We start from the raw sequence: 13,608 nt of genomic DNA, 5'->3' as shown, positions 1-13,608 counted from the left end.
AATGTATGAAGGATGAAAAAATTTTATCTTTATTTAGACTATGTTTAAGCCTTCTAGCATTTAGTGCAATCATTACGCAATTTATAATACGGGCACAAGTGAAACCGTTCAATCCAGTTAACTTTTTTAGTTTCTTCACGATCGAAAGTAACATTTTAGTTGCATGTATTCTCCTTTTAAGTAGTATCGGAACAGCTACATTTGGTCGATCAGAACAGTTTGGTATACTTCGTGGTGCAGCAACGGTATACATACTTACGACTGGACTCATTTATTTTTTATTATTAAGAGGGTTAGAAGAATCACTTCAAACGGCAATACCATGGGTAAATACGGTGTTACATTATATCATGCCAATTGCTATGCTTTTAGATTGGATATTAAATCCACCAAATAAGAAAATCACTTGGAAACAAGCTTCAAGTTGGCTCTTATTCCCGTTTTTTTACGTTGTATATAGCTTAATTCGTGGTCCAATCGTGAATTGGTATCCTTATCCATTTTTAGATCCGAGAATAGGTGGATATGGTAGAGTACTTTTATACAGTATAGGGATAGCAGTTGTAATTGGCACTATTTGTATATTGGTAAGATTTTTAGGGAATCGATATTTTAGAAAAGAATTTTAGAAATGAAAGAAACCCGGCTGTTATGAATCTAAATAGCCGGGTTTCTTTCATTTTATCTACTCGTCTTCTGAAACGACATTTTAATAAATTTCTCCGTCTTCGTTTCAAATTCCACATCAACAAAAACACCATATTCTTTTCCGTCTTCACGTAGCCACAATTTGAATTTTTCAACTGTTATTTGAACGGTTTTTGGTTTTCTACCTATATGAAGGTAATCAATAATCTCTGCTTTTGGGTACTGTTCTTTCGTTTTCTCTACAGCAAGCTTACCCCATTTTGCATACGGCGGCTGCGCCTGAACAATTGATGAGCCTGTATATACATTTGAACATGTTGTTAGGAACAGAAGGACGAGTGCGACACGCTTTAACAAATTCTTCATGATGAACTCCTTTTATCCTTTTTTTATATTGTTTACATTTTCTTTCTACGATATTAGTTTGGATTTTTTGTCTTCTTTACATAAAAGCGAGGCTTTTACAAAACATAACCAAGAAATCATTTACATAATTAAGGAGGGAAAATTATGCGCCAAAAAGCTATGTTTAAAATAGCGGTTTTACTTGCGTTCATAGGACTGTCTTTAATGGTCAGTAGTATACAACTAAAGAATGTAGAAGCATTTTCTAATCAAGTCATTCAAAGAGGAGCATCGGGCGAAGATGTCATTGAACTGCAATCTCGTTTAAAATATAACGGATTTTATACGGGAAAAGTAGATGGTGTTTTCGGATGGGGTACATATTGGGCACTTCGGAATTTTCAAGAGAAATTTGGATTACCCGTTGATGGTTTAGCTGGAGCTAAAACGAAGCAAATGCTCGTGAAGGCAACGAAGTATGACAAATCAACTGCTAATAAAGGAACGACAACGAATAAAGGAAATAGTGGTGGCACTGCACAAGAGAATAAACCACCTCAAAATAAAGGGACAAATGTTCCGAACGGTTATTCTCAAAATGATATTCAGCTGATGGCAAACGCAGTATACGGAGAATCACGTGGTGAACCGTATTTAGGACAAGTTGCAGTAGCTGCTGTTATTTTGAACCGTGTTACAAGTGCGTCATTCCCAAATACTGTTTCAGGTGTAATCTTTGAACCTAGAGCATTTACAGCGGTAGCCGATGGACAAATATATTTAACACCAAATGAAACAGCAAAAAAAGCAGTTTTAGATGCGATTAACGGATGGGATCCAACAGGAAATGCTTTATATTATTTCAATCCAGATACTGCGACTAGTAAATGGATTTGGACTCGTCCACAAATTAAAAAAATCGGTAAACATATTTTCTGTAAATAGAGCGGAGGTGGGACAATGTTACGAGGTATTATCATTGTATTATTAACAGTCGGTGTAGTAGGAACAGGCTATTGGGGCTATAAAGAGCACCAAGAGAAAAATGCGGTTTTAATTCGAGCGGAAAATAGCTATCAACGTGCATTCCATGATTTAGCATACGAAGTCGATTTATTACACGATAAAATTGGTACAACACTTGCGATGAATTCACGATCATCTTTATCACCTGCATTAGCGGATGTATGGCGTTTAACATCTGAAGCTCGCTCAGATGTAGGACAACTTCCTTTAACATTAATGCCATTTAATAAAACGGAAGAATTTTTAGCGAATATCGGTGATTTCAGTTACCGTGCAGCCATTCGTGATTTAGAAAAAGAGCCGTTAAATGAGCAAGAATATAAAACGCTACAAACTTTATATTCAAATGCAGGAAATATACAAGATGAACTAAGAAAAGTACAACATCTTGTTTTGAAAAATAATTTACGCTGGATGGATGTAGAAATGGCACTTGCATCAAATCGTGATCCAGCAGATAACACAATTATTGATGGATTGAAAACTGTAGAGAAAAACGTAACATCATATTCTTCTACAAACTTCGGACCGACCTTTACAAGTGCGCAAAAAAATAAAAAAGGCGGATTTGAAGCGGAAGGAAAGGCAATTTCTAAAGATGAAGCAGCGAAAATTGCCAAATCGTTTTTGAATTTAAAAGGAAATGAAAAAGTAGATGTAGAGAAAAGTGGAAAAGGTGCGAAAGAATCCTTCTATAGTGTGAAAATTAAAGATGAAGCAACGAACAATGAGTTCTATATGGATATTACCGGAAAAGGCGGATATCCAATTTGGGTTATGAATAACCGCGAAATTAAAGAACAGAAAGTTAGTTTAAACGATGCAGGTAGTAAAGGTTTGAAATTTTTAAAGGACCATAAGTTTAATAATATGGAGCTTTATGATAGCTCTCAATATGATAATGTTGGTGTATTTACGTATGTAGTAAATGAAAATGGAGTACGAATTTATCCAGAAGCAATCCAAATGAAAATTGCTTTAGATGATGGTTCTATCGTTGGGTTCTCCGCAAAAGAATACTTAGCGTCACATCAAAAGCGAACAGTTCCATCGGCAAAGCTAACTGCAGCAGAAGCAAGAAAGAAAATCAATCCGGATGTAAAAGTCATGGAAGAACGTAAAGCTTTAGTAGTCAATGATTTGCATAATGAAGTGCTTTGCTATGAATTTGTAGGCACTTTAGGAAAAGATACGTACCAAATATTCATTAATGCTAATAGCGGGGCCGAGGAAAAGGTAAAGAAAATGCAAGCTGTTGAAAAAATTTATGATTAAACCTTAATAGTGAAGTGGTGAAAATAATGAAAACTCTAATATATATATTGATGCTTTGCTTCGTTATAACTGGATGCAGTATTGGAAAAAAAGACAATCCAAACGAAAAGCCGGAACAAAAAAATGTTTCAATGAAAAATGTTAATTATACGAATAAATCAAATAAGCCAAATGAAAAAGCAGCAGATCATTTAGCATCTTTAGCAGCAAGTGTGCCAGGTGTGAATGATGCAACAGCGGTCGTTGTTGGAAAATATGCTATTGTAGGTATTGATGTAAAAGCAAAACTTGATCGAACTCGAGTTGAATCAATTAAATACTCTGTTGCAGAAAGTTTAAAAAATGACCCTGACGGTGCTAATGCAGTCGTTGTAGCAGATGTTGATACGTATGAACGCCTCAAACAAATCGGAAAGCAAATTAAAAAAGGAAAAACAGGTGAAGGTATACTAGATGAATTAGCCGCTATTGTGGGCCGAGTAATGCCACAAGTTCCAAATGATATGATAGAAAATAGAGAAACGAATCCAATTAAAGATAATGATAAACAATTACCAAAAGATGAAGAACAAGAGTTAAGAAAAGAACAGGATGATCAATCAAATAATCATTTGAATAAATGAAATTAGCCTCGTACTTAATTGTACGAGGTTTTTAAATACAATATTAAATATTCAGTTTATTTTTAAGGGAATATATGGTTTAATTATCATGGGAGGGACAACTGTTATGATGAAAAAAAGCGCATGTATATTGTTTAGTTTATGCTTAGGTTTCAGTATGACAGCGTGTGAACAGAGAAAAGAAGTGAAAAACCAAACAGCAACTTCTTCTACTGTGATGGAAAGGCAACAGAAAGAGTCTATCAATATAAATCATTTCTCGAGTATAAATGAAGGAATGACTTATACAGAAGTGAAAGATTTAATTGGTTTTGAAGGAGATTTACTTATAGAAGAAGGGGTAGAGCATTCTACACAAATTAAACAAATTTTTGCTTGGAAAGGGAACGATCCAAATTCATTTGTTGAAATTACCTTTTTAGATGGAAGAGTGCATTCAAAAGCACAGCAAGGTATAAGTTAATAAGCTAAAAAATGGGAGAGTTTAGCATGAACATACACACAGGGGAAATTCAATTAGCTCCGTATAAGGAGAAATATAAAGAAGTTATACAAACATTTACTTTACCAAGTGAACAAGTTCAGTTTACATCAGATCCAAGCGCATTACTGGAGAAAGCAAAAAGTGATCATACAAAAAATGTGATTGTTATTTTAGATCACAATGGGGTACCGGTGGGTCTTTTCGCATTGGAAACGGGAGATAGAGTAAAGGAGTTCACAGATAATGAGGATGCTTTACTTTTAACGTCATTTTCTATTAATCACAATAGACAAAGAAAAGGATTCGCTAAAAAGTCATTGATATTATTAGAAGAGTTTGTAAAACGTTATTTTCCAATAAAAAATGAAGTTGTACTTGCTGTGAATGAAAGAAATATTCCTGCACAAAATTTATATGCAAAAGTTGGTTTCCAAGATAAAGGTTTTAGAAGAATGGGACCAATTGGCCAACAAATAATAATGCATTTATCTATAATGAAATAATGAGATAGAAAACTTACTCTTGAATATTCAAGTAGTAGGTTTTTTATTTTAACAATATATAATATATATATAAAATGAAACAGGAATGAAGGATATAAAAAATGAATCAAGATAGAAAATGGAATATCGTTGGAGGAAGAGTGATTAAAACTGGAATTGCAGTTTTTCTTACAGTGTTAGTTTGTGATTTTTTTAACATCCCAACTATTTTTGCTGTAATAACAGCAATTGTTACAATTGAACCAACTGCAACAGACTCAATAAAAAAAGGACTTATTCGCTTTCCGGCCTCAACAATTGGATCGGCATATGCCATGACTTTCACATTTTTCCTAGGCCACCAAGCAATTTCTTATGCATTAGCTGCAATGTTTACGATCGTTACATGTCAAAAACTAAGGTTACATGCGGGAACTTTAGTTGCAACTTTAACTGCCGTAGCAATGATTCCAATTACGGCAAATCATTATTTTACTGCATTTTTAATTCGTTTAGCTACTACATCTACTGGTATTATAGTATCTACTTTAGTGAATTTTTTCATTTTTCCACCCCACTACACGAAAATGATTTTTGGATGTACAGAGGATCTATTTGCTAAAACAGCAAATATTATGAAAGAATGGATTACTGCATTAGTTGCAGGAAAAGGTGTGAAAAAGGAGACTGCTCAGGATTTATCTAAATTGACTTTATTATTGCATAAGGCGATACAATTTGTTCAATATGAGCAGAAAGATTGGAAATATCATCAACATACAAAGAAGGAAATGAGAAGCTTTTTAACGATGCAGAAGCAACTTCATATATTACAGCAAATCATTTACCATATAGATAATTTAGCTCGGGTATCAATTGAGACTTGTGACTGGTCACAAAGTGAAAGAGAAATATTACAACGAACAATTCATTCTATAATTGCTATATTGAGAAACCGTTGTAATGAAATTGATGAGGAACATTTCAAACTTATTGCTGAATTAGACAAGCAATTTTGGAGTTATAAAAATGATTTAAAAGATTATAAACCAAATCATTATCATCACCATTTTTCAAGTGAATCTATTATTTTATTTGAGGTATTATCTATTCATGATATGTTAGAAGAATTAAAACAATTAAAACAAATATCCGAGAAATATGAGTGGGAAAACCGATTCAATTGATAAGTTCATTTTACTGTGGGGGGGATAATATGACACTTTATATTGCATTACTAAGAGGAATCAATGTCGGTGGCCATAAAGTAATCAAAATGGCTGATTTAAAACGAGTGTTTGAATCAAAAGGGTTAAAACAAGTGAAAACATATATACAAAGTGGTAATATTGTGTTCGAATCTGAGGAAGGTATAAACTTTCTAAAGGACCGAATACAATCTGAAATAAAAAAAGAATTTGATTTCGATGTTCCAGTCATGCTAAGAACACATGATGAATTTATAAATATTATTAAACAATGTCCATATGAAGTTCATTCATTGTTAGAAGGAGAAAGTGTTCATATTGCTTTTTTAGCTAATGTACTTTCTGAAGAAGAGAGTAGTCAATTGCTTACATTTAAAAGTGAACTTGAAGATTGCTATATAGATGAGAAGGTCGTTTATTTATTTTTCAAAAATAGCATTCGAAATTCTAAATTAATGAACCAGTTTCAGAAGTTACATACACCAGCTACAGTTAGGAATTGGCGGACTGTGAATAAATTAAAAGCAATTGTAGAGAGTATGTAAATATAAAAAGATGAGGTTTTCTACATGTAGAAAACCTCATCTTTTTACTTATATTGTTTTGCAACTATGAGTTCGACAATAGGATAAATAAAGAATGAAGAGCAAATTGCGATGAACAGGGGGAGGTTTTTTACTCCATCTAAATTAGCCCCCATAGAAAATCCTTCGGAGAAGATTAATAAAAGGAACATTACAACTACAAGCACAAAATACGCAATTTTAAAGCTTTTATATGTAATTTGTTGTCCCATCTCATCTTGACTTTCTTCTGACACACCGTGGGGATCTCCCCAAGTAATGTGATTAATTAAATTACTAAGTATTAACGAAATAGCAAAAATCGTACCACCTAAAATAGAACCTTCAGTTATGTATTTATATGTGCCATGTACTAGTATTGCAATTAATGCTAAAACAATGATTATAAAAATAGTTTTTTTAGTATTCAATAAATAATTGCCCCCTCGATTGTAAAAAACTCTTTACAAATATAAGTATAAAATTGGAAAAGTGTCATGTCAAATATTTTTTACATACAATATGTAAGTATGCAATATTTTGTTTTTATGATAAATAAAAAATTACAATACATTTGAATGTAAAAGAATGGGCTCGCATATATTTGGAAGGGATGTCAGATTAATTTAGGGGGTAGTTATGTCTATACTTTTAAAAGCTGGTGCAGATGCAGGAAACAACGGTTTGAAGTTAATGGTGAAAGGGCAAGACCCTATTTTTATTCCGAGTATTTATTCTTTATATATAGGTGAGCCTACAGGACTCTTAGATGAGGTAGATGTTTCATTATCTGAATTAGAAAACCACATTGATGTGACTATAAGTTCGCCATCGTTAATGCTAAATAATGTACGATATATCGTTGGAGAAAAAGTTATTCAAGATCAATTAAAAGGTACTGAGGTAGAGAAGAAATCGAATAAGTCAACGGATGAGTTAATGGTTATTACAATACTATCAGGTTTGGCGGTAAGCGCTATGCGTCAAAGTCCAACTTCTAGCCATATTAATATTCGTTATGATTTATCTGTCGCTCTTCCTATGCAGCTTATTACACAAGAAATAGCTGCTGAAAATGCAAAACGTTATATGGGAAATCATAAGGTTATTTTCCATTATCCGAACGGACGCGATGTGACAATTAATGTTTCAATTGAGTATTGTAAATGCCTGCCTGAGGGCGCTTCTGGTACGTGGGGCATTGTATACGATGAAGAAGGAAATGTTGTGAAACATAAAATAGAATGTGAGCAAAATCAAGTTTCTGAAATTGATTTTGTAGATAAAACTCTACTCTCTTTTGATATTGGTGCAGGGACGACAGAAGAAGTCGTTTCATTAGGGGTGAATTTCCGTCCGCAACTAAGTAAAGGTTTATCTTATGGTGTAAAAGAGACGTTACTACAAATCATTACGAGATGGAACCGGAAGTATCCAACTAAAACGATTGATAGTATTACAGAATTCAATCAAATTTATTTAAATGATAAGCATCCGAGAAATACCTTATTAGTTGAGGAATCACAGCCAGCGCTATTAGGTTTAGCAGCACGTGTTGCAACAGATATTATAAATAAAATTGATGATATGAAAGACGATCCATACGTGTTTATTTATGGCGGGGGTGCAGTAATTATTAAAAATAGTTTAAAAATGATTTTAAAGCAAAAAGGACGACTCAAAAATGTAATCTTTGTAGATAATCCGTTATTTACAAATGCACGAGGATTATTAGTTTATACTTGTTCGCCAAAATATAGAGAGCATAAGCAAAAAGAGTTAGGATTTACAAACTTAACGATAAGTTAGTTGGTGGAAGTATGCGATCTAGGCGATATAAACGTGGTGATCGAGTAAAAATCAATATTCATAAATCGGTATCACCTGAAATGCTTGCGTGGCTGAATAAACAATCAAATCCAACTAATTTCTTCTTTTTTGCTGCGCAGCAACTATTTAAACAAGTTGGAGATATTGACGTTTCAAAAGCTTTACCAAGCAGCCATGTTTTCTCATTATATGTGGAGCCTTCATCCTTATTAAAAGTCGAAGTAAACCCTTTTAAAAACATGACACTAGACACATATACATCCACCGAAAATGCAAAAAAAAAATTATGGGAATCTGTTGATCAATTAGATTGTCCATTTTTTTAAACATAGAAAAATATAAAAAGTCCCCATCACTATACATACGAATACAGTGATGGGTTTTTGTTTGTAACTAGAAGGGGGCACAATTTGTGCCCCCTTCCATTAGTTATTTATCTAAATTTTAGATGTATGTTTAGAAACAGCGTTAATTATGCTTTCCCAGTCATCTGGATGGTTTTCATGGCCTGCCCCTTTAAGAGTTAATAGTACTGAGTTTGGAATTTCATCAATTAGTGCGAGGCCATGTTCAAATGGGAGTGCTGTATCGTCTGTTCCGTGAATAACCAATGTTGGTGCTTGTATGGAGTGAAGTACACCTTCATATGCATCATCACCTTGAAGTAAAGCGTGATTAAACATACTTAATAAATTGTTTGCGCGTTCTATTTCTTGTTTTACTTGTGTATAAACTCTATTTTCATCAAATATTCGTTCTGATCCACATAATAGACGAGATCCTGAAACTAAATATTCTGCCACATCATTTTTATTTGTCCAATCTATACTTGCGCTCTTTACATGATGTTTTAAAATCCTTTCATCCATTGGGGGTAAATCGCGAGTATTATTATCAGATCCTATTACACTAGTCGCTAGTAAAGTTAGCGTCAAAATTCTTTCGGGATGTTTTACAGCGGCAATTTGAGCAATCATACCACCTAATGACATACCAAAAAGATGGGCTTTATCAATATGATAAGCGTCTAATACTCCGATTGCATCTTCAGCCATATCTGTTACTGAATAATTTGAAGTGCCAGGTTCATATGTAACAGAGCGTCCAACATCGCGATTATCAAAGCGAATAACAAATTTTCCTGTGTTCGCCAACTGTTCACAAAATTCTTCATCCCAATATATCATTGAACAAGTAGCTCCCATAATTAATAAAATAGCGGGATCATTAGAGTTACCGAAGCTTTCTGTACATATATCAATACCGTTTATTTTAAATATCTTTTCACTCATAAAGTTAGCCCCATTTCTTTTGAATTTAATTAATAATACAGTTTTGAATAATTCTAAGATGTGTGTAAGATTCTTTTTGAAATTCATCCCGCTATTTGCCGGGCAGTAAGAGCCCGATTGGTGAGGAATGATTAAAGTTTCACTTTATAATGCTTTTTGCATAATTACCCCCAAAAATAAGTATATGGTAATTCAAGGCAAAAAATTTTGAGAAATAATTGTATGTTATTAAAATAAACAGCAAGGAGGAGAGGAAATGAAAGCAATCGTTATTGATCGATATGGCAGTGTTGAAGAATTGAAAGAAAGACAAGTTTTAAAACCGGTTGTTAAGAATAATGAGGTATTAATACGTATTTATGCAACATCTGTTAATCCAGTTGATTGGAAAATAAGAAAAGGTGACTTACAAGAACAGTTACGCTTTTTATTTCCAATCACTTTAGGATTAGATGTAGCTGGAGTTATTGAAGAAGTTGGAGAAGATGTAGAGTGTTTCAATATAGGAGATAAAGTGTTTACGAAACCTGAAAATATAGGAAGCGGCTCTTATGCTGAATTCATTGCAGTACAATTAGATTTAGTATCACATATGCCTAATAATATTAGTTACGAAGAAGCAGCTTCTATTCCTCTTGCAGGACTTACAGCGTGGCAAAGTCTTGTAGATTACGCAAAAATAAAAGAGAATGACCGTGTATTCATTCATGCTGGAGCTGGTGGCGTTGGAAGTTTGGCAATCCAAATCGCAAAATCATTTGGAGCTTTTGTTGCCACGACTGCTAGTAGTAAAAATAAAGAATTTTTACAGTCTTTAGGAGCGGATCTCGTTATTGATTATAAAAAAGATAAATTTGAAGAACTAGTATCAGATTTTGATATTGTGTTAGATACAATAGGTGGCGAAGTGCAAGAAAAAAGTTTTCGAATTATTAAACCTGGTGGTGTTCTAGTTTCCATTGTTCATGAACCACTACAAAAAGTAGAAGGAATAAAATCAGGATTTTTATGGCTAAAACCAAATGGAAAACAATTAGAAGAATTATCAGCTTTAATTGTAAACGGAAAAATCAAACCAATCATAAGTAAAGTGGTGCCATTTAATGAAGCAGGAGTTCGAGAAGCTCATATTTTGAGTGAAGGACAACATGTTAGAGGAAAGATTGTAGTTAAAGTGGAATGATAATAAAGATTACAGCTTATAGAGTAACTAGATTTGAATAACGAAAAAGCTCAACAATAGATAATATCCCATACTATACATTTTCATTTGCGGGCATTATTTATTGTTGGCTAATGTAATATTGCTTCTAACAAATACTTTTTCGTATTGTATCATGTAATTTCTCTAATCCAATTTCCATATCTTTCTCGTTTAACATTGAATAGCTAATTCTTAATTGGTTATCATTTGTTTCGTAGTTTAATAGACAAGCTGTTCCTGGTAAAAAAGAGACATCTACTTCATTTGCTTTTTGTAATAAGGTAAAGGGATCTATCGAATCAGGTAGTGTCACCCATAAATTAAAACCTCCATTTGGTATTTCAAAGTGTAGTTCTTTTAATGGCGATAATATATCAATTGTTAAATCACGTCTCATTTGTAAAGCTGTACGTAATTTTTCTAAATGGTTTTTCATACGTTCTGCACGTAAAAACGGTAGAAGTGCCTTTTGTGTTAATAAAGGACTACCGATATCCATTGAACCTTTTACTGCATATAGCCATTCAAAAATAGGACCATCGGCAATAAGCGCCGCGATACGCAGTCCTGGTGCTAACGTTTTACTAAATCCTTTTATATATATTACGTGGCCATCCTTATCAAAACTTTTGATTGGGGGCGGGATTATAGCATCTTCAAAATATATTTCTCCGAAAGAATCATCTTCAATGATAAAAAATTGATATAGCCCCGCTAGTTCTATAAGTTCCATTCTTCGTTCTTTACTCATTACTGTACCTGTCGGGTTTTGGAAGGTCGGATTCGTATACAATAAAACGGGATTTTTACTTTGACAAATATCATCAATTAAGTCGGAGCGAACTCCATGATTATCAAGAGAAACAGGAATGATTTGAACACCTTTATTGATGAAAACATCAAGCGCGGCACTGTAACACGGACTTTCTACTAATACAGTATCTCCAGGTTTTAATAATGTTTGAGCAATTAAATCAATTCCTTGTTGTGCTCCGCTTGTAATTAATAATTGAGATGGGTCCGTCACTAATTTCTGGTGTTCATTTAAGTAATTTGCTATTTCAACTCGCAATTCATAATCGCCTTGAACTGGCCCATAAGTTGCTAACAACATCGGATTTTTATCCAGCAATTTATGCATTTCGTCTGCCAAAAATGGATTTGGTAACAGACGGGGATACAGAATTGCTTGTGAAAAATCATAATATTTACGGTGTTTATTCATTGCATATTGAGAACGCATAACATTAATAGATCTTGATAGTTGCCATTTATACGGTATCGGTTTGAAATCTTTCTTTACACGTTTATATATGTAAGCACCTTTTCCTTGTTCGATGCGTATATACCCTTTCGTTTCTAACTGTTTATAAGCTTTACGAACAGTTAATACATTGATTTGTAAATCTGTGGCCATACAACGTAAAGAAGGAAGGGATTCACCATGTGAAAGCATACCACTTTGTACTCTTTCAACAATTTGCATATATATTTGCTTGTAATACGGTATGTTTGATTCTTTACGCAATACAATCTTCATAGGTTCACCTATTTTTCTTTTTAATTTAATTAAAGCGAAAAATATATAGGGAATCAACTACAACTTGAAGTAACTGTTATATGTACCGATACACTGTTATACACCATAGCCTCTATACTCATTTTAAGAGTAAAAAGGAGGAAGTAAAATGGTCATTTTTAATTACATTTTAGTATGTATTATTTTCGGGACAACATTTTTAACGATTAAAATTGGAATTGAAGCAGGAGCGCCACCGTTGTTTTCAGCAGGAATTCGCTTCTTTTTAGCGGGTATAATCCTTATGATTATTTTTAAATTAAAGCGAAAAGAAATTATGCCACATATATTTTCAAAACGTATTATGTATGCTGGATTTTGTTTAACATTTATGACATTCGCAAGTTTATATTGGTCAGAACAATATATTTCTTCGGGATTAGCTGCTGTTCTTTCTGCTACGGGACCAATGATGATTTTATTAATACAAGCAAAGAGGAATAGGGAGAAATTACAAAAGGAACAACTCGTTGCTTTAGTTATTGCACTGATAGGTGTTATATTTGTTTCTTTACCAGGAATGCATCAACAAGTAAGTTTCATATGGAGTATTGCTTGTATTGTTTTAGTTATAGGAGAGTTATTTTACGGAATAGGCTCTATTCGTTCGAAAGAAATACTTTCAGATTTATCAAATGTATCACCATTTCTTATTAACGGAATTCAAATGTTTTATGGAGGGATTTTACTACTAATCGCATCTATTATTGTAGAACAACCAAATGTAACTGTATTAACTTCATGGAGTGTGCAATGGCCTATTTTATATCTCATATTTATCGGATCGATTGGTGGACACGGATTATATTACTGGCTCTTATCAAAAACAAATCCAGTATTTCCATCGACGTGGTTATATGTATCACCATTAATTGCAATAATTGTGGGATATATCATTTTAGGAGAGCCTTTAAATCCTACAATGGGAATGGGGGCTTGTCTTATATTGATTGGTGTATTTTTGGCCAATCGTTCAACGCTACGGACTTATTTCAAAAAAGGGCGGTTATTAGAGAAGGAGATGTAGTTTAATAAAGCAACAGCCCTGT

The 13,608-nt window shown here is 33.4% G+C and carries 16 protein-coding genes; 12 read left to right on the top strand and 4 right to left on the bottom strand.

What is annotated here, in order from left to right; translation table 11 throughout:
- Positions 1–5: 5 nt before the first annotated feature.
- Complete coding sequence (locus tag C3Y97_RS13355) at positions 6–629, top strand: Pr6Pr family membrane protein (protein ID WP_000650955.1); 624 nt, start codon at positions 6–8, stop codon at positions 627–629.
- Between the two features lie 52 nt (positions 630–681).
- Here C3Y97_RS13355 and C3Y97_RS13350 read toward each other — a convergent pair whose 3' ends face one another.
- Positions 682–1,014, bottom strand: a complete 333-nt coding sequence (locus C3Y97_RS13350; protein WP_000793375.1) for a DUF3889 domain-containing protein — start codon at positions 1,012–1,014, stop codon at positions 682–684.
- A gap of 144 nt (positions 1,015–1,158) precedes the next feature.
- On the opposite strand from C3Y97_RS13350, the gene sleB reads away from it, so the two are divergent.
- The 7 genes from sleB to C3Y97_RS13315 all read left to right on the top strand — a co-directional run bounded on the left by sleB (position 1,159) and on the right by C3Y97_RS13315 (position 6,636).
- Positions 1,159–1,938, top strand: a complete 780-nt coding sequence (sleB, locus tag C3Y97_RS13345) for a spore cortex-lytic enzyme (protein ID WP_001249063.1) — start codon at positions 1,159–1,161, stop codon at positions 1,936–1,938.
- Between the two features lie 15 nt (positions 1,939–1,953).
- Complete coding sequence (gene ypeB, locus C3Y97_RS13340) at positions 1,954–3,294, top strand: germination protein YpeB (RefSeq protein ID WP_000943727.1); 1,341 nt, start codon at positions 1,954–1,956, stop codon at positions 3,292–3,294.
- Positions 3,295–3,320: 26 nt separating this feature from the next.
- A complete protein-coding gene (locus C3Y97_RS13335) occupies positions 3,321–3,917 on the top strand; it encodes a YhcN/YlaJ family sporulation lipoprotein (protein ID WP_000854053.1) in 597 nt (198 codons plus the stop codon).
- A gap of 106 nt (positions 3,918–4,023) precedes the next feature.
- Positions 4,024–4,380: a hypothetical protein gene (locus tag C3Y97_RS13330; protein ID WP_000976446.1), complete on the top strand. Its 357-nt coding sequence runs from the start codon at positions 4,024–4,026 to the stop codon at positions 4,378–4,380.
- Between the two features lie 11 nt (positions 4,381–4,391).
- The gene (locus tag C3Y97_RS13325; RefSeq protein WP_121868266.1) at positions 4,392–4,904 is read left to right on the top strand and encodes a GNAT family N-acetyltransferase; all 513 of its coding nucleotides are present in this window, start codon (positions 4,392–4,394) and stop codon (positions 4,902–4,904) included.
- 101 nt (positions 4,905–5,005) lie between these two features.
- A complete protein-coding gene (locus C3Y97_RS13320) occupies positions 5,006–6,070 on the top strand; it encodes an aromatic acid exporter family protein (RefSeq protein WP_098212924.1) in 1,065 nt (354 codons plus the stop codon).
- 29 nt (positions 6,071–6,099) lie between these two features.
- On the top strand, positions 6,100–6,636 hold the full coding sequence (locus C3Y97_RS13315) for a DUF1697 domain-containing protein (RefSeq protein WP_098212925.1): 537 nt from the start codon (positions 6,100–6,102) through the stop codon (positions 6,634–6,636).
- 44 nt (positions 6,637–6,680) lie between these two features.
- Here the strand turns inward: C3Y97_RS13315 and C3Y97_RS13310 are convergent, their stop codons facing one another.
- A complete protein-coding gene (locus C3Y97_RS13310) occupies positions 6,681–7,085 on the bottom strand; it encodes a hypothetical protein (RefSeq protein ID WP_001093141.1) in 405 nt (134 codons plus the stop codon).
- Positions 7,086–7,293: 208 nt separating this feature from the next.
- Here C3Y97_RS13310 and C3Y97_RS13305 point away from each other — a divergent pair, with 208 nt between their 5' ends.
- Together C3Y97_RS13305 and C3Y97_RS13300 are read left to right on the top strand one after the other, a co-directional pair.
- Positions 7,294–8,463, top strand: a complete 1,170-nt coding sequence (locus C3Y97_RS13305; protein WP_000025622.1) for a ParM/StbA family protein — start codon at positions 7,294–7,296, stop codon at positions 8,461–8,463.
- A gap of 11 nt (positions 8,464–8,474) precedes the next feature.
- The gene (locus C3Y97_RS13300) at positions 8,475–8,810 is read left to right on the top strand and encodes a hypothetical protein (protein ID WP_098212926.1); all 336 of its coding nucleotides are present in this window, start codon (positions 8,475–8,477) and stop codon (positions 8,808–8,810) included.
- Between the two features lie 111 nt (positions 8,811–8,921).
- On the opposite strand, the gene mleBCA is transcribed toward C3Y97_RS13300, so the two are convergent.
- Complete coding sequence (mleBCA, locus tag C3Y97_RS13295; protein WP_001290783.1) at positions 8,922–9,776, bottom strand: BCA family alpha/beta fold macrolide esterase; 855 nt, start codon at positions 9,774–9,776, stop codon at positions 8,922–8,924.
- 256 nt (positions 9,777–10,032) lie between these two features.
- Here mleBCA and C3Y97_RS13290 point away from each other — a divergent pair, with 256 nt between their 5' ends.
- Complete coding sequence (locus C3Y97_RS13290; protein WP_098212927.1) at positions 10,033–10,959, top strand: NADP-dependent oxidoreductase; 927 nt, start codon at positions 10,033–10,035, stop codon at positions 10,957–10,959.
- A 127-nt stretch (positions 10,960–11,086) separates the two neighbouring features.
- On the opposite strand, the gene pdxR is transcribed toward C3Y97_RS13290, so the two are convergent.
- A complete protein-coding gene (gene pdxR, locus C3Y97_RS13285; protein WP_017673309.1) occupies positions 11,087–12,520 on the bottom strand; it encodes a MocR-like pyridoxine biosynthesis transcription factor PdxR in 1,434 nt (477 codons plus the stop codon).
- 148 nt (positions 12,521–12,668) lie between these two features.
- Here pdxR and C3Y97_RS13280 point away from each other — a divergent pair, with 148 nt between their 5' ends.
- Positions 12,669–13,586 (top strand): DMT family transporter, encoded by a 918-nt coding sequence (locus C3Y97_RS13280; RefSeq protein WP_000234337.1) that lies wholly within the window; start codon positions 12,669–12,671, stop codon positions 13,584–13,586.
- The last annotated feature ends 22 nt before the right edge of the window (positions 13,587–13,608 follow it).

The organism is Bacillus sp. DU-106, from assembly GCF_004799705.1.
GTDB lineage: Bacteria > Bacillota > Bacilli > Bacillales > Bacillaceae_G > Bacillus_A > Bacillus_A cereus.
This window is presented reverse-complemented; position numbering and strand designations above follow the sequence as displayed.

Coding starts and splice junctions, on each gene's coding strand:
- C3Y97_RS13280 (WP_000234337.1), top strand. CDS start 12,669: ATGGTCATTTTTAATTACATTTTAGTATGTATTATTTTCGGGACAACA.
- C3Y97_RS13315 (WP_098212925.1), top strand. CDS start 6,100: ATGACACTTTATATTGCATTACTAAGAGGAATCAATGTCGGTGGCCAT.
- C3Y97_RS13320 (WP_098212924.1), top strand. CDS start 5,006: ATGAATCAAGATAGAAAATGGAATATCGTTGGAGGAAGAGTGATTAAA.
- C3Y97_RS13330 (WP_000976446.1), top strand. CDS start 4,024: ATGATGAAAAAAAGCGCATGTATATTGTTTAGTTTATGCTTAGGTTTC.
- C3Y97_RS13325 (WP_121868266.1), top strand. CDS start 4,392: ATGGGAGAGTTTAGCATGAACATACACACAGGGGAAATTCAATTAGCT.
- C3Y97_RS13300 (WP_098212926.1), top strand. CDS start 8,475: ATGCGATCTAGGCGATATAAACGTGGTGATCGAGTAAAAATCAATATT.
- C3Y97_RS13355 (WP_000650955.1), top strand. CDS start 6: ATGAAGGATGAAAAAATTTTATCTTTATTTAGACTATGTTTAAGCCTT.
- C3Y97_RS13335 (WP_000854053.1), top strand. CDS start 3,321: ATGAAAACTCTAATATATATATTGATGCTTTGCTTCGTTATAACTGGA.
- mleBCA (WP_001290783.1), bottom strand. CDS start 9,776: ATGAGTGAAAAGATATTTAAAATAAACGGTATTGATATATGTACAGAA.
- C3Y97_RS13305 (WP_000025622.1), top strand. CDS start 7,294: ATGTCTATACTTTTAAAAGCTGGTGCAGATGCAGGAAACAACGGTTTG.
- pdxR (WP_017673309.1), bottom strand. CDS start 12,520: ATGAAGATTGTATTGCGTAAAGAATCAAACATACCGTATTACAAGCAA.
- sleB (WP_001249063.1), top strand. CDS start 1,159: ATGCGCCAAAAAGCTATGTTTAAAATAGCGGTTTTACTTGCGTTCATA.
- C3Y97_RS13290 (WP_098212927.1), top strand. CDS start 10,033: ATGAAAGCAATCGTTATTGATCGATATGGCAGTGTTGAAGAATTGAAA.
- ypeB (WP_000943727.1), top strand. CDS start 1,954: ATGTTACGAGGTATTATCATTGTATTATTAACAGTCGGTGTAGTAGGA.
- C3Y97_RS13350 (WP_000793375.1), bottom strand. CDS start 1,014: ATGAAGAATTTGTTAAAGCGTGTCGCACTCGTCCTTCTGTTCCTAACA.